Annotated in this window: 22 protein-coding genes; 11 read left to right on the top strand and 11 right to left on the bottom strand. The window is 39.6% G+C overall.

Annotated features, from left to right (window positions below; all coding sequences use genetic code 11):
* The 5 genes from M472_RS25935 to M472_RS25915 are packed head-to-tail and all read left to right on the top strand — an operon-like array spanning position 1 to position 5953.
* The gene (locus tag M472_RS25935; RefSeq protein ID WP_021068743.1) at positions 1-1605 is read left to right on the top strand and encodes a complex I subunit 4 family protein; all 1605 of its coding nucleotides are present in this window, start codon (positions 1-3) and stop codon (positions 1603-1605) included.
* A gap of 5 nt (positions 1606-1610) precedes the next feature.
* Positions 1611-3152 carry an NADH-quinone oxidoreductase subunit N gene (locus M472_RS25930; protein WP_021068742.1) on the top strand — a complete coding sequence of 514 codons (1542 nt, stop codon included), beginning with the start codon at positions 1611-1613 and terminating at the stop codon, positions 3150-3152.
* A 60-nt stretch (positions 3153-3212) separates the two neighbouring features.
* A complete protein-coding gene (locus M472_RS25925; protein ID WP_021068741.1) occupies positions 3213-3818 on the top strand; it encodes a DUF4254 domain-containing protein in 606 nt (201 codons plus the stop codon).
* 6 nt (positions 3819-3824) lie between these two features.
* Complete coding sequence (locus M472_RS25920) at positions 3825-4841, top strand: glycosyltransferase family 9 protein (protein WP_022829249.1); 1017 nt, start codon at positions 3825-3827, stop codon at positions 4839-4841.
* Positions 4832-5953, top strand: coding sequence for a glycosyltransferase family 4 protein (locus tag M472_RS25915; RefSeq protein WP_021068739.1), 1122 nt, complete (start codon positions 4832-4834; stop codon positions 5951-5953). Before M472_RS25920 ends, M472_RS25915 begins: the two co-directional genes overlap by 10 nt.
* Here the strand turns inward: M472_RS25915 and M472_RS0122360 are convergent.
* The 9 genes from M472_RS0122360 to M472_RS25875 all read right to left on the bottom strand — a co-directional run bounded on the left by M472_RS0122360 (position 5924) and on the right by M472_RS25875 (position 14933).
* Positions 5924-7003: a CgeB family protein gene (locus M472_RS0122360; protein ID WP_021068738.1), complete on the bottom strand. Its 1080-nt coding sequence runs from the start codon at positions 7001-7003 to the stop codon at positions 5924-5926. The two genes, M472_RS25915 and M472_RS0122360, sit on opposite strands and share 30 nt — an antisense overlap.
* Before the next feature lie 31 nt (positions 7004-7034).
* Positions 7035-7712 carry a glycosyltransferase family 32 protein gene (locus tag M472_RS25910; RefSeq protein WP_021068737.1) on the bottom strand — a complete coding sequence of 226 codons (678 nt, stop codon included), beginning with the start codon at positions 7710-7712 and terminating at the stop codon, positions 7035-7037.
* Position 7713: 1 nt separating this feature from the next.
* On the bottom strand, positions 7714-8520 hold the full coding sequence (locus M472_RS25905; protein ID WP_021068736.1) for a glycosyltransferase family 2 protein: 807 nt from the start codon (positions 8518-8520) through the stop codon (positions 7714-7716).
* A gap of 101 nt (positions 8521-8621) precedes the next feature.
* The gene (locus M472_RS25900; RefSeq protein ID WP_031301313.1) at positions 8622-9749 is read right to left on the bottom strand and encodes a glycosyltransferase; all 1128 of its coding nucleotides are present in this window, start codon (positions 9747-9749) and stop codon (positions 8622-8624) included.
* A 1-nt stretch (position 9750) separates the two neighbouring features.
* Positions 9751-10782: a glycosyltransferase gene (locus M472_RS25895; protein ID WP_021068734.1), complete on the bottom strand. Its 1032-nt coding sequence runs from the start codon at positions 10780-10782 to the stop codon at positions 9751-9753.
* Positions 10779-11951, bottom strand: coding sequence for a glycosyltransferase (locus tag M472_RS25890; RefSeq protein ID WP_021068733.1), 1173 nt, complete (start codon positions 11949-11951; stop codon positions 10779-10781). The genes M472_RS25895 and M472_RS25890 overlap by 4 nt, the downstream gene beginning before the upstream one ends.
* 13 nt (positions 11952-11964) lie before the next feature.
* Complete coding sequence (locus M472_RS25885; protein WP_021068732.1) at positions 11965-13005, bottom strand: glycosyltransferase family 2 protein; 1041 nt, start codon at positions 13003-13005, stop codon at positions 11965-11967.
* Positions 13006-13014: 9 nt separating this feature from the next.
* A complete protein-coding gene (locus M472_RS25880) occupies positions 13015-14106 on the bottom strand; it encodes a glycosyltransferase family 4 protein (RefSeq protein ID WP_021068731.1) in 1092 nt (363 codons plus the stop codon).
* Positions 14106-14933: a glycosyltransferase family 2 protein gene (locus M472_RS25875; protein ID WP_021068730.1), complete on the bottom strand. Its 828-nt coding sequence runs from the start codon at positions 14931-14933 to the stop codon at positions 14106-14108. Before M472_RS25875 ends, M472_RS25880 begins: the two co-directional genes overlap by 1 nt.
* A gap of 236 nt (positions 14934-15169) precedes the next feature.
* On the opposite strand from M472_RS25875, the gene M472_RS25870 reads away from it, so the two are divergent.
* The 4 genes from M472_RS25870 to M472_RS25855 all read left to right on the top strand — a co-directional run bounded on the left by M472_RS25870 (position 15170) and on the right by M472_RS25855 (position 19316).
* Positions 15170-15913: a hypothetical protein gene (locus tag M472_RS25870; protein WP_021068729.1), complete on the top strand. Its 744-nt coding sequence runs from the start codon at positions 15170-15172 to the stop codon at positions 15911-15913.
* 11 nt (positions 15914-15924) lie between these two features.
* The gene (locus M472_RS25865) at positions 15925-16419 is read left to right on the top strand and encodes a SixA phosphatase family protein (RefSeq protein ID WP_021068728.1); all 495 of its coding nucleotides are present in this window, start codon (positions 15925-15927) and stop codon (positions 16417-16419) included.
* Positions 16420-16782: 363 nt separating this feature from the next.
* On the top strand, positions 16783-18795 hold the full coding sequence (locus M472_RS25860) for a thioredoxin domain-containing protein (RefSeq protein ID WP_021068727.1): 2013 nt from the start codon (positions 16783-16785) through the stop codon (positions 18793-18795).
* A gap of 20 nt (positions 18796-18815) precedes the next feature.
* On the top strand, positions 18816-19316 hold the full coding sequence (locus M472_RS25855; RefSeq protein WP_021068726.1) for an FKBP-type peptidyl-prolyl cis-trans isomerase: 501 nt from the start codon (positions 18816-18818) through the stop codon (positions 19314-19316).
* Between the two features lie 50 nt (positions 19317-19366).
* Here the strand turns inward: M472_RS25855 and mnmD are convergent, their stop codons facing one another.
* Positions 19367-20035, bottom strand: coding sequence for a tRNA (5-methylaminomethyl-2-thiouridine)(34)-methyltransferase MnmD (gene mnmD / locus M472_RS25850; RefSeq protein ID WP_021068725.1), 669 nt, complete (start codon positions 20033-20035; stop codon positions 19367-19369).
* A gap of 76 nt (positions 20036-20111) precedes the next feature.
* Positions 20112-21023, bottom strand: a complete 912-nt coding sequence (locus M472_RS25845; RefSeq protein ID WP_158499865.1) for a lipid A-modifier LpxR family protein — start codon at positions 21021-21023, stop codon at positions 20112-20114.
* Between the two features lie 291 nt (positions 21024-21314).
* On the opposite strand from M472_RS25845, the gene M472_RS25840 reads away from it, so the two are divergent.
* Together M472_RS25840 and M472_RS25835 are read left to right on the top strand one after the other, a co-directional pair.
* Positions 21315-22565 (top strand): dicarboxylate/amino acid:cation symporter, encoded by a 1251-nt coding sequence (locus tag M472_RS25840; RefSeq protein WP_021068723.1) that lies wholly within the window; start codon positions 21315-21317, stop codon positions 22563-22565.
* Between the two features lie 287 nt (positions 22566-22852).
* Positions 22853-23257: a cytochrome c maturation protein CcmE domain-containing protein gene (locus M472_RS25835; RefSeq protein WP_022829247.1), complete on the top strand. Its 405-nt coding sequence runs from the start codon at positions 22853-22855 to the stop codon at positions 23255-23257.
* The last annotated feature ends 8 nt before the right edge of the window (positions 23258-23265 follow it).

Below are 23265 nucleotides of genomic sequence, written 5' to 3'. Positions count from 1 at the left end.
ATGGGATTACTATCAATACTTATATTTTTGCCTTTGTTGGCAACATTGGTGATACTATCACTCCCCAACAGTCTACAGAAAACGTATAAATACATTGCGCTAGCTATTACTTTAGTTCAGTTTGCACTCGCAGGTTCGCTCTATCTACAATTTGACCAGACAGCACAGGGGATCAACACCACCAGTGGCTATCAATTTGTCGAACAAATACCCTGGATACGATTAGCCTTGGGAAATCTGGGGCAGTTGGAAATTGACTATTTCCTGGGCGTCGATGGCGTCTCCATGCCACTGCTCCTTTTATCTGCTTTCGTGATGCTGATGGCTATAGGTGCCTCCTGGAATATCACAAAAAGTCCCAAAGGGTACTTTGCGCTGCTGATGCTGCTCAACATGGCCGTAATAGGCATATTCACCGCATTGGATTTCTTCCTGTTCTATATTTTCTACGAGGTAATGTTGTTGCCTCTGTACTTCCTCATCGGTATATGGGGTGGGGCAAACCGCGAATACGCAGCCATGAAGTTCTTTATCTATACGCTCTTCGGATCCGTATTTATGTTGCTGATTATCGTTGGTCTTTATTTTTCAGTCATCAACCCAGACACGGGAGCGCATACGTTCAACATGTTGCATATGATGAATCCGGACAACTATGTAGACGGTTCTTTCTTTGCCTACCTGAACAACTATAATGAAGTATTGGGTATACCGGCACGCATGATCGGATTTATAGTCCTCTTCATCGCCTTTGCCATCAAAGTCCCCGTAGTTCCCTTGCATACCTGGCTGCCCGACGCTCACGTTGAGGCTCCTACACCGGTATCCATTATTCTGGCAGGTATACTATTAAAGATCGGTGGCTATGGTATCATCCGAGTATGTTACAGTATATTTCCGGATGCTGCTGTCGATGCAAACTGGTGGTTGGGACTGATCGGTATTATTTCCATTCTGTATGGTGCACTGAATGCACTTGCCCAAAAAGATTTAAAGCGCCTGATCGCCTACTCCTCCGTATCGCATATGGGGTTTGTACTACTCGGCCTGGCCTCTATGACTGCAGAAGGCGTATCCGGAGCAATATTTCAGATGATCAGCCATGGCTTTCTATCAGCTTCCCTCTTTTTCTTGGTCGGTGTGATCTATGACCGTGTTCATGATCGCTATATTTATAATTTCAGAGGCTTAGCATCACTGATGCCTGCCTATACCGGATTTGTCGCTGTCGCCTTCTTTGCCTCGCTTGGTCTGCCCGGCTTTTCGGCCTTTATCGGTGAAGCTTTTGTTATTATAGGCACGTTTAATGCGGAAAGTGTAGGCACAGGAATTCCGAGATGGATGGCTATCGCGGGTTCCTTAGGTATACTCCTCAGTGCAGTCTACTTTTTATGGACACTGCAGCGCATGTTCTTCGGACAGACACGACTTAAGGGAGGAGAGGCATGGACTGCTGCTCTGCACGATGTAAACATAAGAGAACGAATCGTCCTTTTTCCTACGTTGGCATTAGCTTTGGCGCTAGGTATAATGCCCTCTTTAGTATTTGACACGGTCAATAGCAGCGTGCTGAACCTCATCTCGCTATTATCGCCCTACTTTTAATACCTATGGAAGAATTTACGCCACAGATTAGCTCCCTACTGGATCAGATTATACGCTCCATACCTGTATTCAAGCCTGAACTGGGTTTGATAATAGCTTTCCTTTGCTGTATATTTTCCAGTCTGTTTTTAGATCGTTATTGGAGAAACAGTACTTTCAGCATCGCATGCCTCGGAATCGTAGGGACAGCCTATGCCGTGTACAGTCAACTTGGGCAACCACAATCCGGATTCTTTGGTATGCTGCAAGTGGATACCCTTGCTGTATACGGTCGATTGATCATGCTTGTTTTATTGCTTCCCATCTTGGTGCTCATTCGTGAATATGCGAACGATAAAGGGTTAAAAAACGAAGGTGACATATACAGTATCTTGCTAGCAGCCACCCTAGGTATGAACCTACTCACCCTCAGCACCAATTGGCTGATGGTATTTATTGCTATAGAGACCGTGTCCATCAGTTCGTATGTGTTGGTAGGCTATTTTACGAACGAAAATAAGCCGGTATTATCCGGTAAAGACGAGACGCAAACCACAGCATCAATAAACAAAAAACAGTCGGAAGCGACGATGAAATATGTCTTATTTGGTTCGGTCTGTGCTGCAGTCATGCTGTATGGTCTCTCCCTGATATATGGTTTCACGGGGAATCTTGATTTCTCTTCCTCGTCTCATATTCAAGGACTGATTTCTGCTCCCAAAATAATGAGCAGTGTCGCTATACTTTTTGTTTTTGTAGGGAACGGGTTCAAGCTAGGTTTCGTACCTTTTCACCTCTGGACTCCCGATGTCTACGAAGGAGCCCCCACGCCCATCACCACATTTTTAGCAACAGTTCCCAAAATAGCTGCCCTTATACTGTTCCAACGTCTATTCGAATCATGGACATCGACCTTATTTTATTTTAGTGAGCTTACGCTGTTATTCATTACCGTAGTAGCGATAGTCACCATGCTGATGGGAAATCTTATTGCTCTTCGTCAGTCGGATGCCAAGCGCTTGATGGCCTATTCGTCAATCGGTCATACGGGTTTTTTGTTGATGGCTATTATCAGCAGTCCCAGTTCGGATTATAAGACGTTACTTTTTTACATTACCGTATATGCTATAATGACCATTGGTGCATTTGCAATCATACAATTCCTAGAAAAGTATATAGGCTCAACAGCGCTCGTGGACTACAGTGGACTGGGCAAACATAAGCCCTTATTATTTACGACATTTACACTGTTGGGTATATCTCTGATTGGGCTTCCGCCCACGGCAGGTTTTATCGGCAAGCTGTTGGTTTTCACTTCTACATTTGACCGCTATCAAAACACACAGGATGTCGCTCTACTGCTGCTGTTGATTACTGGAGCACTGACTTCGGTCATTTCGTTGTTCTATTATTTCAAAATTCCACTATATGCTTTTCTCCGAAAGGAAGAATCCCTCCCCCCTACTTACACCACAAGATTATGGCCTTATTTAATAGCCATAGTGTGCGGGATCACTATTCTTCTCTTTGGGTTATTCCCTCATTTATTGTCGGGATTATTCGTCTGAATTAAGGAATAATTGCACTGCACATTCGTGATTACAAACCATTTTATATAAGTTTGCACTATGATTAGTCCAATTGCAAATACCATTTTTCAACGTGTAATCAATGATTATCACGTTCATGATGAGATTAACCATCCGATCAAAAATCCTTATGAAGCCAGTACACTAGAACACTTGCTTTATTTGAAATGTTGGATAGACACCGCCCAATGGCACATGGAAGATGTCGTGCGAAATCCAAACATTGACCCGAACGACGGTTTATATTGGAAAAGAAGAATCGATAAACAAAATCAAGTACGAACAGACACTGTTGAATATATCGATAGTTATTACCTGAACAAGTACATGCACGTACAACCTTTATCAGATGCTCGCATTAATACCGAAAGTCCTGCGTGGGCAATTGATAGACTATCTATATTAGCGCTCAAGATCTATCACATGGAGCAAGAGACATTGCGGGAAGATGTAGACAGCCAGCATATCGATACTTGCCAGCAAAAACTGAATATTCTTCTAGAACAACGTAACGACCTCTCTAAAAGTATTGACGAGTTGTTGGAGGATATTGAGTCTGGTAAAAAGTACATGAAAGTATACAAGCAGATGAAAATGTATAATGATCCATCTTTAAATCCGGTACTCTATAGTTCCCAGAAATAATTTAAGATGAAGCGGATTATAGTTACTCGTTTTTCGGCGATGGGTGATGTGGCTATGGTCGCTTCAATTCTCTATGAATTTCAACAGCAGCATCCGGACACCGAGATTATAATGGTTTCCCGCAAGCTATTTGAAGCATTCTTTACGCATATCCCAAGGCTGGTGTTTCACCCTATAGATCCTACGGGCAGACATCGTGGAGCCTTAGGCCTCCTTAGACTATTCACTGAACTCAAAAAGTACAAGCCTGACTTTATTGCAGATCTACACAATAACATCAGATCAAGAATACTCGGGAGTTTTTTTAAACTATCGGGAGTAAAATTATGCACGCTACATAAAGGTAGGTCAGAAAAGAAAGCGCTAACCCGGTCCTACAACAAAGTCAAATACCAACTAAAGCTGACCACAGAGCGCTATGCTGATGTACTTCGGGCATTAGGTTTTGATATTCAGCTGAGCCATAAGCTAGAAAAGACAGACCGTAGCGTCCCTAAAGAATTAGCTATAGATTTTTCTACAACCAAAAAATCCATAGGAATTGCCCCATTTGCCCAGCATGCTTTTAAGGTACTTCCCCTTGAAAAAATGACTGAGGTAATAGCGTATTTGTCTAAAAACAATTATGCTACCTATATTTTTGGTGGAGGTTCCAACGAACAAGAGATTGCGGACAATTGGGCAAAAAGCTATCCAAACGTAAAAAACCTCATCAACCAATTCAGCGTAAGCCAAGAGCTGGACATTATCGCAAATTTAGACTTAATGCTAAGCATGGACAGTTCAGGAATGCACATGGCCTCTTTGGTAGGAACACGATGTATATCCATTTGGGGAGCGACACATCCTTATGCGGGCTTCTTGGGATATGGCCAATCGCAGAAAGACATAATCCAAGTAGAACATGCCAATCGTCCCAGCTCTGTCTATGGTAACAAACCTTGTGATTGCGACGGTACAGAAGCTATAGATTTAGTAACTTCACAAATGGTAATAGAACATATCAAAAATATATGCGAATAGGATTTGACGCTAAACGTTATTTTTTGAACCAAACAGGTTTAGGTAACTATAGTCGGGATTTGATTCGTATCCTCACACATCATTATCCTGAAAATGAATATATAAAATATACACCAAAGATTAAAGGCTCGCGGTTTCGTTCAGATGAATTCGTGAAAAACACCAAGCTGCCTCAAGGCAGACTAAACAACTTATTTTCGAGCTTCTGGAGAAGCAACCGTATAGTAGAAGATCTCAAACGGGATAACATTGCTATCTTTCACGGATTATCAGGAGAGATCCCTGTCGGCTTAAAAGAAAATAACATCAAATCGGTAGTGACCATCCACGATTTAATTTTCTTAAAGTTTCCAGAACTTTACAAGAGAATAGACCGCTATATATATCATAAAAAATTCAAACACGCGGTCAACAATGCAGATAAGATAGTCGCTATCAGTCAGCAAACCAAACGTGATATCATGGAGTTTTATCATATCCCGTCTGATAGAATCGAAGTCATCTACCAAGTTTGCCACCCTTCCTTTAAGGATCCGAAAACCGATGAACAAAAAGAAGAGCTTCGCAGAAAATATAATTTACCGAACCGTTTCTTATTAAATGTTGGTTCAGTAGAGCCTCGCAAAAATGCATTTCAAATAGTAAAGGCTATAGAAACATTAGACATCCCTTTAATAATCGTTGGCAAAACGACTAAATATGCTAAAAAAATCAAAGCTTATATAGCAGAAAAAGGACTTGAAAATCGAGTGTTTTTGATGCAGGGATTTACCATGGAAGAGCTATCACTTATCTATGCTATGGCTGATATATTCATATATCCTTCAATCTATGAGGGGTTTGGAATTCCTATTATTGAGGCTCTCTACTCAGGCACACCGGTCATAACAACAAATTCAGGAGTCTTCCCAGAGGCAGGGGGACCATCATCGTATTATATTGATCCCAATAGCGTTACGCAGCTTACCGAAGCTATCCAAACGATACTGAATAATCCAGCATTGCAGCAGGAAATGATCGTAGAGGGGATAAAATATGCACAACGGTTTAATGACCAGACTATCGCTGAAGCATGGAATAATCTATACGCTGGAACTGTTCAAATCAGGTAGCGATATAGGTATGTGGGGCTGTATACCTAAAATATGTTTTATCCAATTTCCAAAGCTATACTTTTCCTTAATAAGCGGATCTAGAGGTTTATAAGGTGATGCTATAAACTCTTCTAAACCTTCAAAATTCAAATCTCGAATAATAAAAATATTGGATGGATCATAAAAATCATAATTCGCAATATTCTGATTGTCCGTAATAAGCTTTTTATCATTTCCCAACGCTTCGAAAACCCGGAACGATAAGCCGCAGTGAACTTTATTCAAAATATCGACAATAGTCCTCGACCTAGACACATAGGCCAAATTCTGTTCATATGATATATACTCCTCAATAATCTCCAAGGGAGAGTCTTTATATTTGTCAATGACCTCTGGCTTTTTAGAAAACACCTTGATTACAGAGCGTGCCCCCGTACCGTCTAGATAATGAGCCAATTCGTTGATCACCTTCATTCTTGATTTGACGAAACTTCCAATATAATACACGTCAATATCCGCTGTCACATTCACCAACTTTGTAGGTAAATAGAAATTTGTCGTGGGCAGGATCCCCTCCTCCTTTAAATCTTTTGGGTCAAAAACAAAAAAGCGATCAAATAGACTTATTAAATCTCTAGCTAGGGGATATCGATCCAGCCCGTCCCATTGATATCCTATTAAGACCTTAGACTTCTCCTTAATTAGTTTCAAGGCATCATCTGGAAAATAGTCCATGCTGATGATCAACGCATAGTCCACAGGCTTGAGTATATTCTTTATAATAGATCTGGTCTTAGCTCCTGTGTCTCTATATTTCAAGTACGTTTTATACTTATTGTCAAATAAGAAAACCTTTCTAAAACAATTATAGAGACGGTCTCCAAAACTACTGTATTTGAAATCATCGGGATAGGGAATACCTATGACTTCAAAACCATAGGCCTCCAGCTGTTGTTTGATCTCCGAAAAAAAAAGACGCTGCGGCATCCCCAAAAGAATCCGCTTACCCAATCCTACTTGGCTAACACCCAAACTACTGCTATATTGACACCTTACCTCTCCTAACATTTCCTATTTAACGAATTAAACACTACAAATGCTACACAGCATTAGAATCCAAAGGTCTTGCCACAGGTATTCGTTGCTGAACACGATTCCAATGATTTTTTTTATTCCTATAGAGCAATAACTTCGCCAACTTATATTTTATCTGCATGACACCCTTATAATCATATCCAACTTCACGGTACACTACGTCAGGATTGATACGCATCTCATCTTCAATCGCACGAGTGTATACTTTAGGTCCGGTCGTCGCGTGGACATCATGCGGAAATCTCTCGGCTTCAATATTGTCGACCATATAAGCTATAGTTCTTTTCAGAAACGGATGCCCCTTTCCATAAATTAATGCCCATTGTGCGAAAAGCTCAGGATGGTTTTTCTCACGCGAGAGTATAGCTACATCATCCTCCAGCAAATATTTATCTAAAGACCCTGTGATATTACTATCCATATCAAGGTAAACACCGCCATAGATATATAACACTGCATATCTAAAAAAATCAGCTTTAGCCGCACCGATTTGTAACCTCTCATACGCAAATCTGGTACGTTCGTCAAAATTGGCTTCAAAGAATTCTGAAATCCGCTTATCATCAAAAAACTCCCGTTTCCAGCCTTTGTTTCTTTGTAAAAATCTCCAAATGTAAAACCGTGTCAACCAGGGTAACTTATCGGACTTGAATGTTTGATAAATAGTTTTAGGAATTGCCATCTTATAAGAATTTTGTTAATCCGTTTTCACAGCGAACTAAGCGTTTTTTAATGGTAGCATCTAATATCATTTCGTTTTCAGGAAGTGATGCCCTAGATTCTTCTTTATGATACAAATGATAACAAAGAGCTGAAAACTTAATATTATATCGTTTTACACCGTAATTAAATAAACGAACAACCAATTCACTATCTTCTCGCCCCCAACCAACAAACTCGTTATTAAAACCGTTGACAGCAAGAAGATCATTGAAAAAGAAAGACATATTACATGTCCTGATCCCGGATAATTCATTAACAAGTTCTCGCTTATAAAGTCGAGTCAGCCAAGGAGCTCGAAAAGAAAGCAACCGCTTCTCTAATCGCATTTCGACACCTTTTTCAGCATATCTGAATCTAGGGTAGACATCGGGCGTCAGAAGAATCTTGTCCGTTAACTCAGGGCTTAAAAGGTTACGCCCGCCCTGCAAAAAGAAACCTATTTTAGCATTGTCTCGATGATCTTTAATAAAATTTTCATCCATGACAATATCACTATCAATCATGACAACATACTCATGCTTCACCTGTGCCAAAGCCCGATTTCTGATCTCGGCAACACGAAAGCCAAGATCCTCATGCCATACATGATCTACTGAAATACCATATTTATCCTGGAAGTTTTCAATCAGTATTCGGGTACGGTCATCCGACCCATCATCAGCTACTATAACCTGCTGGGGTTTAATACTTTGAAAACGTATAGACGTTAATACAGCTTCTAATGCGTCAGGTCTATTATAAGTAGTAATGAGTAAAGATATATTCAATAGTTGTCAACTTTTGGTTTCAATACAAACGTAAATAAATTCGTTGTCATCTGCAATTTAATTGCACATCTGCTCCTAAATTGTCCTTCAGAAATACCCCCTTAGTCCACCAGTTTCTTCCACTGCAAAAACAGGTCTGCCCCGTACATTGTCTTTACTTCCGACAACGCATTCTTTGCAAAGAAGTCGCGCTCCTCGCTATCATTGATTAATCTTGCAATACCAGCGGACAGCGCTTCTGCACTATTTCGTTGAACAACAATCCCGGTACGACCATCCTCGATCATATCATGCACCCCACCGTGGCTATCGGTTGTAACGACCGCATTGCCCGTCAGAATATATTCTAAAACAGCCATTGAAAAACCTTCACAATTTGACGTAGAAATCCCAATCGAACTTTCTGCAAGCAACCTTCCCACCTCTCTCTTAAAGCCTAAAAATTCTACATTCTCTATTTCGAGCGAAGAAAAATAGGACTTCATTTCATTCTCTAGTGAGCCTGTACCTAGAAACCGAAGCGTCCAATCTTTATGCTGATGCGCAATCTTGCTCCAAGCGGTAGCCGCTAAGAAAGCATTTTTATGCGCTTTCTCTAAGCGAGAAACCAAGGTTATGATATTCTTTTTGACAGTCCCTGGATATTCCTCATCTTCAAACCGCAACGGGTTCAATATGCTATATATTGGAAAATCATGGTTAGGAAACAAATCTTTTAACTCCTTCCTAACACGTTGACTCACGCATACAACTGCTTCTGACAAAGTCAAGAACTTCTTCAATTTGTTCTTCTTAAAGGGAAAAACAATTTTACTAAACAATATTTTGGCCAGATTGCCATGCTGAGCGTCTGGATACTTTTGCAGATAGGCATAAGGCGAACCATGGTAGTGACCGATCGCTTTAACTCCAGCCTTCCTTGCACACTCCAAAACAGATAGAGCGATACTCATATTATCAGCCTGATAAATAAGAACATCAATCTTCCTATCCACTAGTTTTTCAACAAAATTCTGTTTTTCGCTCTCCGACTTGAGCGGACCAATTACATGGACAAGTAAGCTCTTAGAAAACTCAACAGCGGTTTCTTGGTTGCGCTGAGACACCGTAAACATATCCATGACGGTCTCGCCCTGTTTAAGAAACATATTGATCAGGTCTGAAGTCACGCGCTCGACCCCACCTCCCATACTATAGTCGATATTTAAAAAAGCAATTTTTGACATCATATTATTTCTTTACAAGCAGTTTTTCCCAAGCAGTTTTCAGACTATCCTCCGCATTTATGGCATTATAATGCTGATGTACGAATTGAGAGGCTGTCCTTCCCTTTTCAATCGTAATTTGTGGAGTACAATCAAATTCTGCTATTGTCCTACCAACAGTATCAGCAAACTCTATTACATTACGTTCAAGAATGGGCGAACAAAATTCTTCCTTAAAATATTCGACTCCTGCTCTTCCCATATAACCAATCACATAGCAGCCACAAGCCATTGCCTCGACAGGGGGAAGACCAAAACCCTCTTGATCATTAAAGCTTAAAAATATCATTGTATCCTGCAACTCCTCTGCTACCTCAAACTCTGATTTATCTTCTATAGCAACTATCTCCCATCCTATTGATAGGCTTTTTGCCTGTATAATATTGATGACCTGTAAAGCGTCTTCGCTTAATTTTCTAGGCATGAAAGCAATCTTTTTCTTCTTTTCCATACCCAACATGAAGCAAGGGTCTAGACCTAAATAAATCCTCTGCACAGACAACAGTGGGTAAACATACTGCAGATAGCGTTTCGAATCTTCAGAGACTACAACTGCTCCCAATAAATTATCTGCTAAATAAGGCGATTTTCGATTTTCGTTAAAATTGAAAAGGTGAAACGTTAAATAACAGTTCTGATTGAAAATAACGAAGGGGTTCTGTGGGAGTAGGTGTACCACATCAGGTCCATATACTTCAGGAAAAACAATCACAGCATCCTTCTCTGGCAGTTCCTTATTTATAAACAGCCACTTCTTCAATTTAAAAAGGAAAGAATGAGTATCCTTTTTAATGATTATATGCCTTAATAAAAAGAACAAATAAGGGAAAAAAACATGTTTCGTGTCATGGTGAAACCAAGAGGCTAGAGCAGACGGCCTGCTGTGGATCAAACATGCATCATAACCATATTCATTAAGTCGATCGACCATGGTATACAGCTGCTTGATCCCACCTCTGATTTCTTTACTATCGGGGCAAAAAACGTATATTTTCATTTTAAATCCCGTAAAAAAACACCATCCAAAATTGCTTTTTCAATTTTAACATGATGATTCTCGTGAATATAATCTATTGCTTTTTGAGAGAGATTAGCATACAACTCCTTGTCTTCTAAAAGGACGGAAATAGCCTCAGCAAACTGCTTCTCGTCGTTGACAACCAAGCACCCGTTTTGCCGCTTATTCACTAATCCATCCACACCTCTTTGATGACATACGACTGGTAATCCGTAAGACAATGCTTCTAATACCTTTATCTTTATACCTGTTCCGCTCAACATTGGGCAGATCACAACTTTAGAATGTTTATAAAAATCATCTATATCTTCTACAAGTCCATATTTAATAACATTAGAAGTCTCTTCAACATGAGACGAAATAGCACCAACAACGTGGAGTTTCACGCAAGAAAGCAAAGGCATTACATTTTGTATAAACCAATTAATACTTCTTATATTATGAAGATTATCACTCGCAACGTACAACAGATCATATCTAGCTTCTTGCCCCCCATTATCTACTCTATTTTGATAAGAAATAGGCATCCATATCACTTTTTTAGCGGTAAATTGTTCAAATAAATATTTTTCTTCAATGGAATATGTCCAAATCTCATCAAAAAGAGACAAAGTACGAATCTCATTTTCAAACTCTCGACCAATGAAGGCCCTCTCCCCTAAATTCCGCTTAACAATACTGTACTGCAAAGTCATAAAATCATGAGTGTCGATAATACAATACGGCCTATACTCCGCATCTATATTTTGGATTATAGCTCCCCATATAACATAACTCACAACTACGATATCGTACCTCCTGCCCTTAATAACTTCTTGGATTTTCTTTCTAAAATAAGAGGTGGTATGATCGAGTTCGTTATTTTTTCTAAGCTCTGCTATCTTGCGAGGCAATTTATCTTCAAAAAAATAGCTGATTCGATTAGCCTTGGACATTCTTATATCCTCAACTATTAGTGAAATATTAGGGTACATCAATTCGAACTGCCGCCTATCGGACTCCTTCCATCCCCAGACGGAGACAAGGTCAACTTCCAAAAACTCAGAATTGTCTTCAAAATAGCGCAACATTTGATGACATCGACTTAGATTTCCGGCTTTGGAACGTAAAGGGTTCTCTGCCATAAAATACATAATACGCTTCTTCATAATCAATGCTTTCCTATCTATTTATAGAATCCAATAAAGACTGAATCCTACTTCTTATCTTTCTTCTGTAGCCCCTAAAAGGTATAAACCTAGCTAAATTAATTCTTTTTTTCTTTCTGCGGACATAAATATTCAAGATATCCTCAAACGCAGCAACATCCTTAGAAAGCAAAAATTCTTTAAATAAAAATGTCAGTTGCCTAAAATCAGTAGGACTCAAAAAATCTTTAACACGCTTACTATAGAATTCTCTTATCATATCATACAAAATGCCTTTAGTCGAAACATCCAAAGGCATTTTTAAATACCTAAATTCAAAAGGTTCGTGTTCTAAAAAGCGAGCTAAATGCAAAGATTTTCGATCGAAAAGATCATAATTCAAATAAAAACTTTCTAGTATTTCAAACCATAATGGAATTTGCTCAACAACCCTATATCCCTGACAATTAATTGTTAAATGATTCTGCTCGCTATGCTGCCGATAATGATAGGCAGCCTCTGGACAAAAACAATACTTATCAGTCAGTGCAAATAACTGATGTGAAAACAGACCGTCCTCACAGGGTTGTATCCCGATGGGGAATCTGACATCTGAAAACTCAAGGAGGAAACTATGTCGTATAAACTGTGCACATACTGGCAAGACCTTCGTTCCACTCAAAATTCTTCGACAATAATAATCGCCCAAAACAACGATATCTGATTTTTTAAGCTCAGCTTGTCTATAAGCAAGTTCAAAAAAGTCAGGAGCAATAGTATCATCTGCGTCTAAAAAAAAGACATATTCTCCCCTTGCTTTAGCTAAACCCTTATTACGGGCCACGGAAACGCCACTGTTTCGTTGATCGATAACATAGATTCGGGAATCGATCTTTCTACTCTTCAAGCATATATCCAATGAGCCGTCCGTACTCCCATCATTTACTATGATAATCTCTAAATCAATCAGGGTTTGATTTCTAATGCTCGCTATTGTTTCTTCTAAATATGCTTCAGTATTATATACAGGAACAATTACAGACACTTTTATACCATCACCTTGTATACTTATCATATTATAACCTTAAACTAAATCTGAATATAGACGGAATGTCTTATCAATACAGACTTTCAAATCATACTCCCTAACCTTTTCCTTACCACGTATAGCCATTTCTTTTCTCAAAGCTTCACTTTCTAGCAAAACCTGCATATTGTCCACTAGCGATTCTATAGAATTAGCATCGAAATAACATGCTGAATCACCTGCAACTTCAGGAAAACAACTAGCTTTACTTAACAAGACGGGACACCCCACCCTAAACGCCTCTAATATAGGCAAGCCAAACCCCTCGTATAAAGATGGATAGACAAAAAACAATGCTTCTTTATATAAAAAATTCAGTTCGGAATCTGATGCTGCCACAACTTTAGTCTTGTCTAAAACCTTTAATCTGAACAACAGCTCCTGCTCGGCAATGCCCAAATCAGCTCCCACTATCACCAAATGCAGATCCGGAGTATGAGCCGACAATTGAGCGAATGCTTCGACAAAGAGAACGAAATTCTTATAACCAAATCTACTACCTACATACAGAATAAAACTTTCAGGAACTTCTGCTAGTCGATGATAGGACAACTCTTCTTTCAAGTCTATTCCATGATAAATAACTTCTATCTTATCTTCTTCAATATCGTTGTAATATAAAATATCATTCTTTGTAGTTTGGGATATAGCTATTATTTTATCTGCTTTCTCCAATAACTTTCTCTTATCATAGGGCGTAGAATCATTAGGGTTAAAAAAAACCGGATACTTCTCGTATGTCATATCATGAACGGTTATCACCAATGGCTTCTTTAAAGATTTTAAAAAATATCCATTATAATACGTAGGATGGAACACATCGAAATTTCCATCATTTATCACCTTCAACGTCTTCTTTTGATTTATTCTAGTTGCCTTATGAGGACTTTTTCTATACTTATCCCTAAAAAACAAATTACCCCTAACCCTATCTAAATCAGATAAATGATAATTACGTCCTCCAATCACTCTCAAAGAGTAGTGGAAATTCGGCGTTGCTTTCAATCCCTCGATAAGCCCTCCGAAATACCTAGATACCCCTCCATAATTCTGCATCAGAAAAGCTTGGTAATCATATAACACCTTCATTAAATATCTCTTTTAGGTAGGAAAACCAATATAATACTCATTAATCCCTTTAATATTTTAAACGCCATAGGAAACTGTTTAATATAAAAGTACTGCTCGGTCCGCTTTTGTTTTCTATCATATAGCAACTGATAAGTTTGCCAATACTCTGGAAGTTTTTTTTCAATAAAGCTCTCTCGCTCTAAACGATGCTGCTGTGACAAAGCAACATCTGACGAAACACCACCTAGATCATAATTACATAATATTTGGTTTATATATTTAAATTTCACCCCATCCTTTAAATAGATTTTAATAAAATACTGCCAATCGACAGTGATGACTTGCCTTTTGTCACTATATACCCCGAATCTATCAAATATGTTTTTAGATATAGCCGAAGCTTGGTGATTAATGGAGTGAAACAACCAAAACGAAACATCCAACTCTTTGGGTTGTTGTAAACGCATGATTTCTATACCATTTTTGACCCCCATAGCGTCACCATAAAGTATATCAGATTTATCATCAACATGATCAACATAAGTAGAAATTGTCTCAGAGTCAAAAAATGTATCGCCGCTATTCATAAAAATTAAATAGTCTCCTGTTGACCGTTCGATCCCCTTATTCATTGCATCATAAATCCCTTTATCCTTCTCTATAACAATACAATCAATCTGTTCCCGATATTCTTCTATCACAGAGATACTACCGTCGTCACTACCTCCATCAATAACAATGTACTCAACATCAGAATACTTTTGAGATGTTACACTCTGGATGGTATTTGACAGCCCCTCTTTATTATTATAATTTATAGTTACTACAGAAAACTTTACCCTCATTGATATACAATTATACGCTGCAACTTTCAAATATATTATTTACTATGCTAAGTAACAATCTCCAACAACTCAAAAAAGTCAAAATAAGCATAGATTCACAACATCCTTAAAAAAGCTAGTCCATGCCATAATTTCCTTATTTCTAAGACTCAACTCCACTAAATCACATATAATACTTATCCATAAAAAAAATCACTAAGAATTTTTCACTATATTTGAGAGAATAACTAAACATTATGAAACCTCTAATATCCATCTTACTTCTTATCTTCTCGATATCATTGGTATCCTGCGAGAAGGAAGATGAAAATGTATTGGAGCAGGAACTAGAACAGGACAACCTACATAGTCGAGATTCTATATCTTTTATACTGGATGACAAGAGATACTCTTCTATCAAACTGGATGGATTTGGATTTGCAAATAAACAAACGAATATCAAACCATACTCCAATGTCTTAAAGAACAGAGAAGCGGCCTATATTACGGGGGGATATTGGTGGTATGGCGAGAAAGACTCCCTTCTATTTGAACATACTTTTTCTTTTGAAGCACCAGAGCTATCCAATATATCGTTTGCAACAAGTCAGAAATTCGCCATTGAAGATCTTACACAGACCAGCAATCTACTAATTCCCATGATTGATGATACCACATTCCATGTTGGAGCAAAACCCTTTGCCATTGACAGAGATCTGGAAAACACCACCTATGGAGTCAGCATTGAGGTGTCTCCCCTTCAGCCTGTAAAAAGGCTGAGCACATCCCTACCTGGTTCCTCCATCATCCTACGCTCCAAGATTGACAAAGACTTGCAAGACGATTCCTATTTTCAGATTATCAGTATAGACAGTCTACAGGACAATGCACTACGGATAGAAGCACGATTTGAGGCCAATATATACGATGATAGAGGGACAGCCTATCGTCTCAAAGACGGATTTGTACGCTTCAAGACAAAACTTAATTACTTAAAATAATACAGCAACGAATGTCAAGCAAGAAACTCTTTATCATCCGCCATGCCAAGGCAGAAATTCCAATTTGGGAAAAGAAGGACTTTGACCGCAATATTATGGATAAAGGAGCAGCTCGAGCTCAACATATAGCCAACAAATTAAAAGATATCGTAACGATAGATGAAAAAACAGCGGTGCTCTCCTCTACTGCCAATAGAGCAATACAGACCGCACATATCTTTTGTACCTCATTAGCATTCCCTTTACAGAATATATTACAGACCAAAGCGATATACGAAGCATATTACCTAGATATTCTCAACATTATCAACCAGATGCCAGCACATATCGATACGCTCTTGGTATTTGGCCATAATCCCGGTTTATCCGACTTGACCAACTACATCTGCAATAGCTATATAGAACTCAAAACATCCCACTGTGCTGTGATCAACCTAGAGGATGGAATCGATTTTGCAAGCTTATCCGGAGGTACGGCCACCTTGGTCCAAACGATCACAGAATGAACACAGCTCATTAACCAAAAGTTAATTCAGAACAAAAGTCAAATTTGACCTTTTATACCGCTTAAAAATTAAAGCGCTCAGATCTCTTATTTTCGCTTCTGCGGGCAAGGTGTTTTTTAAAACTGAAAATCGATCAAGAAAAACGTCAAAAAGAACACGTTCTTTTTCAAAAGTCAACGGCTACACTTGACAAAGAGTACACGTAGACTTTCCAAAGAGTACGTGTTCTCTTTGGAAAGACACCACACCTCCCCTCTTTATTTCCTAAAACAACAATACACACAACACATGAGGAAATATTATTTCGACAAAAACCTGTAACCAAAAAGAAGCCTATCGTTAACTTTTGCGTACCTTCGCTATATGGCAAATCAACTCCAAAACGAGACATCCCCCTACCTCAAGCAGCATATGGACAATCCTGTACACTGGATGCCTTGGGGAGAATCAGCGCTTACGAAAGCAAAGCATGAAAACAAATTAATCATTATCAGCATTGGTTATTCAGCTTGCCACTGGTGTCATGTCATGGAACGCGAGAGTTTTGAAAACAAAGCCATCGCAGCGACCATGAACAAGTTTTATGTCTCTATAAAAATAGACAGAGAAGAACGTCCCGACATCGATCAAATCTATATGATTGCAGTACAACTGATGACAAAATCCGGAGGATGGCCGCTCAATGTAATCTGCCTCCCCGATGGAAGACCGATCTACGGGGGAACGTATTTTAAACCGCAAGACTGGCAGAATATACTCCTACAGATTGCACAGATGTGGGAAGAAACACCTCAGGTCGCCCTAGACTACGCCAGCAAATTGACAGCAGGCATACAACAGGCCGAACAGCTTCCTATAGCAGAAATCCCGGAGCAATATAGTCTGAAAGATCTTAAATCGGTCGTTCTGCCATGGAAAGAACACTTTGACTATCGAGATGGAGGATATCGCCGAGCGCCCAAGTTCCCGCTTCCCAATAACTGGGTATTCTTGTTACGATATGCAACCCTGGCAAAAGACAACGAGGTGCTATCCCATGTACACTACACCTTACAACAAATTGCCAACGGAGGAATCTATGACCATATCGGAGGCGGTTTTTGTCGTTATGCGGTGGACGAGCATTGGCACGTACCGCACTTTGAAAAAATGCTGTACGACAACGGTCAATTGATCTCGCTATACAGTGAAGCATACCAACAGACCCCATCCCCACACTATAAACAGGTCGTAAAGGAAACAATTGCTTGGGCGATACGCGAGATGAAAGCTCCCAATGGAGGTTTTTACAGCGCACTGGATGCCGACAGCGAAGGGGTAGAAGGTAAGTTTTATACATTCAAGAACGAAGAATTTGATCTACTTGGCGTAGACGCTACTATAGCTCGAAATTATTTTAACATTACCGAAGAGGGTAACTGGACTGAAGAGCAGACTAATATTCCTTTTGTAAACAGCAAAAACGAACATCTTGTTGAAGAAGCCGGTTTTTCAACGGATGAATGGATACAGTATCTGTCAGAGGTCAAGTCCAAACTGCTCGACTATCGCGCTACCAGAGTTCGCCCTGGATTAGACAACAAACAGCTCACCAGCTGGAATGCCCTGTTAGCAAAAGGCCTGACAGACGCGTATCGTACCTTTGCTGATCCGGAATACCTCTCCACAGCTATGGGTATAGCCCATTTTATAGCAAAAGAGTGTACTGTTGAAGGCTCCTTATTGCATCAGCCCCAAGACCACAACCGAAGCATAGATGGCTTTTTGGACGACTATGCATTCACCATAGAGGCTTATATCGCCTTATATGAAGCCACCTTCGACGAGACCTGGCTCCACCAAGCTCAGAAACTTGCCGACCGTGCAATTGAGCTGTTTTACGATCGCGAGACAGCAACCTTTTACTATACGGCTAACAATGGGGAAGAATTGATTGCACGAAAAAGTGAAATCATGGACAATGTCATACCGGGATCTTCATCCAGTATCGTACGACAACTGTATAAACTGGGACTCCTTTTTGACGAAGACAATTATACGGCAATAGCTGATCAAGTATTTGCCAACGTATATCCACACATCGCGAGCTACGGTTCTGCCTATTCCAACTGGGCCATACAATTATTGGAACTACACTTCGAAACCAATGAAATTGCCCTGACAGGAGAAAATGCTGCAGAATGGCGCAAAGAACTGGAGCAGAAACTATATATTCCAAACAAAATCATATTGGGAGGAACAAATTCTACACTTCCTTTGTTAGTAAATAAACAAGAATTCGAATCAAAAGCATACCTTTGTCGAAACAAGACCTGTAGTCTTCCTCAAACGTCGATTGCACAATTGATTGAATTAATAAATGATAACGAGGCTTAAACCTCTTTAAAGAGTAAAAAATGGCAATAGAAAACAACAACGTAGTAACGTTGAACTACACACTTCACACAATTGAAGGAAACGGAGAAAAAACGTTCGTAGAACAAACAACAGCTGAAAATCCGCTAACATTTCTATATGGTGTGGGAATGATGTTACCAAAATTCGAGGAAAATATTGCTGGTCTTCAGATTGGTGACAAAACATCTTTTGAACTGGAAGCTGCAGATGCTTACGGAGAGAGAGATGACAGAGCAATGGCTCAATTGCCAGCAGATATGTTTAATGAAACAGGTATGCCTCCAGTTGGAGAGGTATTGCCATTGCAAGATAACCAAGGAAATCAATTCCGCGCAGTAGTAGTTGAGGTTAGCCCTGAGGTAGTGGTTGCAGACTTAAACCACCCGATGGCTGGTAAAAAATTGAACTTTGACATCGAAATCCTTGCGATGCGTCCAGCAACTGAAGAGGAACTTGCTCACGGGCATTCTCACGGTGCTGATGGCACAGAAGGACACTAAATAAAAAAACAAGGACTAAAGATGAAAAAACTTTAGTCCTTGTTTTTTTACTACACAACACGGGTGGCACGGAGCATCTCCCTTTTTCCCGGTGCACCAGGAGCTTTCTCTATTTTAAAACCTAAAGCCTTCATTGATCTTTTCAAATTGCCCGTAATGGCATATGTAACAAATACTCCCCCTATCTTCAAAAATTGGCAGACATGCGCTAAAGTCTCATCGCTCCACATTTCTGGCTGATGGATCGCAGCAAAAGCATCAAAATAAATAACATCAAACAATTGATCACATTTAAAATCGAGTACTTTCCGATGTGCGACCTGCCACTCTATCCGGTCAAGAAAGCCTACCGCCCCCTGCCAGGCACCCCTGTACGTATCGATAAAGCCGCTCCAAACCTCAGTATCCACATATTTATCATATCCCGTAGCGAATACCACATCAGCTGCTAAGGGATAAGCTTCTATACCACAATACCGCAAATGCCATCCTTGTTGACGGACATAATCAGCAGACTGTAAAAAATTGAGACCTGTGCCAAATCCAACCTCCAGAACAGCAACAGTATCCGTACCCTCTTTCTCTGCGTAATAAGCGAGACCAGATTGGACAAAGACATGCTGACTCTCCTGCAATGCACCGTGTTTTGAATGATAGTGTTCGCCGACTTCGGCATTATATAGCGTACTGGAACCGTCAGCAGTAACAACAAAATCCATAATATCTTTTTTGTACAAACTTACACAAATTCAGGACAAGGAAGATGTCAGAATATATACGGAAAAAAGAAGTCTTTTAAAACCGAAACCCCGACTTGATCTGAGCATACTGATGATTACTATACATTTGCTGTCCTTCTTTCGTATTGAAAAGCACAGCAGCCTCTATAGAAAATCGTCTGTGGGAATACGCAAAACCGACTTTATGAAAAAACACATGCTTTGAAATATCATACATTTCATCATTTCGTTGAGCATACACGACTCCTTGTATAGTTGTATTATGCAACTGATATATATACCCTGGCGAATAGAAAAAATAACACTCCGTATCGTCCGAAAGAAATCCACCATTTCCCACCAAGTGACTCCTTGTATAAGGAGCCAATCGACCCGCACGGAAAATCATCCGACTTGAAAGATAGGAAAAGTTCATTCCTCCTCGCCCCATAGCTCCTCCCGAAATTTCAAAACGGTCAGACCTATTCCTCCATAATTTTTTAAACACAGACGCTTCCAGGTCCAAGCCAACAGCACTCTTCAGATCCGATTCCCAACTCTCCACCTCGTACATACGGAATGTACGATGGACGAACTGTTGTATCTGTTTTCCTTTCGCAGCCTCTCCCACCGTACCTACCTCTGCTTTAACACGCCACAGCCATTCTCGCGTATAGACACGTTGGAATTGGGTATTTAGAAAAAAATAACCCGTAGAGGGACGATCCCATTTCAAATCGTCACGTCCATATACTTCACTGCCATTAAAAAGCTGATGCCCCAGCTGTACACTCAACCGATCAGTGCCAGCTGCTGAATGCCCAAGCAATTTATCAAAAGTAAAAATCAAACCGTTCGTATAATATTGATCCTGCCCTATCATCAGATAAGAATCATTGTCCGTCTGTAGACTTAAAGCATGTTTGCGAAGTATTTGGGGGAATGCGTAAAAAGCGGATAGAGCAACCAATCCTATAACCAATATCATTTTTTGCCAGAGAGCGTTAAACCGACTGTTCATTTACTATTCTTACTAATCAAAATAAAATAATGATGCTGTTTGAAACGGCATAAAACAGCCCTCTCCTAGACATTTTCGTCACCTCATCCAACAAAGACAGGTCCCTATACCCAAACTTAAGGTTATTTTAGACAAATGTTTGTATCCCCAAATCTATATTTATAAAAAAAATACAATTCGGATATATTTTTATATTTAAAAAGACCTAAGTATAGATTGATAAAAAAATAAGCTATTTTAGCTATAGACTAATCGCTTATGCAATCTATTATCAAAAACTACAGCAGTATAATCCTGCTTCTGATCGGAATCAGTATCGGTAGCCTCGTAGGCTTGTTCCTCCCCGCCGTTGTACCGTATATAAAGCCATTAGGTGACATTTTCCTTAACCTGCTATTTGTAGCGGTCATACCCTTGTTGTTCTTCGCAATATCTTCTGCTGTCGCCAATATCGAGGGCAATAATCGACTGGGGCGCATACTGACCACTATGTCTTTCGTTTTTATCATCACCATAGCCATTGCCGCAATCTTAACCATACTGGGACTCTGGGCATTTCCCGTCACTGCGGTAAGCGACGGTCAGGGCATGGACGAAGCCCTTATCAATGCAGCAAATGACAGTTGGGGCGATAAAATCGTACGTTTTGTTACTGTCGGCGAATTTGTCAATTTACTATCCCGTCAGAATATATTAGCATTTGTTATTTTCTCCTTTTTAGTAGGCATATCAGTCCGAAAAAGCGGGGAAATTGGCACTCCATTCTTACGTTTTTTGATAGCGGGCAATGAAGTCATGAAAAACATGCTCGATATTGTCATGAAACTAGGCCCTATTGGTTTAGGTGCCTACTTCGCATACCAAGTACATGAGCTCGGCGCAGAACTATTTGGCTTTTATGCCAAACCCCTGGCTTTCTATTATATTTTTGGCACCGTATTTTTCTTCACTATGTTTTCGCTATATGCGTTTATTGCCCGAGGAAAGAGAGGTGTACCATTGTTCTGGAAAAATAACATCACCCCGTCACTCACCGCATTGAGCACATGCAGCAGCCTAGCGACACTCCCATCGAATCTATTAGCCGCTAAAAAAATAGGAGTGCCCAGCGGCGTCGCCAATGTAGTAATACCACTGGGCAATACGCTGTATAAAAATGGATCCGCAATATCCTCCATTCTTAAAATATATGTCGCCTTTTCCATTCTGGAATGGAACTTTTTTGAGCCATCGACTTTATTCATGGCTGTAGGGATAACCCTATTAGTCAGCATGGTAGCTGGCGGAATACCCAATGGAGGATTCATAGGCGAAATGCTGATGATATCTGTATATAATATACCCAATGAAGCTATACCCGCAATCATGATCATCGGAGCACTGGTCGATCCACCGGCAACAGTACTCAATGCTACAGGGGATACGATAGCATCGATGTTAGTAACACGATTTTCTGGAGAAAAATTTCTCCAAATAGATGATCAGAATCAAGACAATGGTACGATTTAAATGATAACGAAGGTTTTTCCCCTCCAGATTTGTAATATTGATGATGTAATACCCCAATTACGTCCATTATTATGGAAGAAAGAAAACAAAACAACAACTAAATACTGTATATCAAAGTGTTAAAGAAATCTCACAACCTATTTAGATTTACTCTAAATAGGTTGACAATCTTGCTAAATTCCTTCTTTCATTTCCCTTTTTGTAATTTTGTGATTGATTCTATCACAACTAGAAAATAAAACAAATACCGGGTATAGGTTCATACCATTACCACAATAAATACATAAATGAAAAAAAGTTCAATCATCTTAATTGTCATCATAGCAATAGCAATAGCTATGATTTTGGTTATTTACACAGATTCCAGTACGTATTCGACTTTTGCAGAAGCCAAAGAAAAAAACACGGAATTGTACGTAGTCGGTGTGTTGAATAAAGAGAAAGAGTTACATTACGATCCCGTAAAAGATGCCAACCATTTTTCGTTCTACATGTACGACAACGACAGTACGGAATGCCAGGTCGTATTCAATGGTTCAAAACCACAAGATATCGAACGGTCAGAACAAATCGTATTAACGGGAAAGATGGAAGGCAATACATTTCATGCCTCTAAGATCTTGATGAAATGTCCTTCGAAATACAACAAAGACCAGGTTGAGGTAATTGAAGCAACGACTGCTTCATTATAATGATTCAA

The sequence above is a fragment of the Sphingobacterium paucimobilis HER1398 genome (assembly GCF_000416985.1).
Classification (GTDB): domain Bacteria; phylum Bacteroidota; class Bacteroidia; order Sphingobacteriales; family Sphingobacteriaceae; genus Sphingobacterium; species Sphingobacterium paucimobilis.
This window is presented reverse-complemented; position numbering and strand designations above follow the sequence as displayed.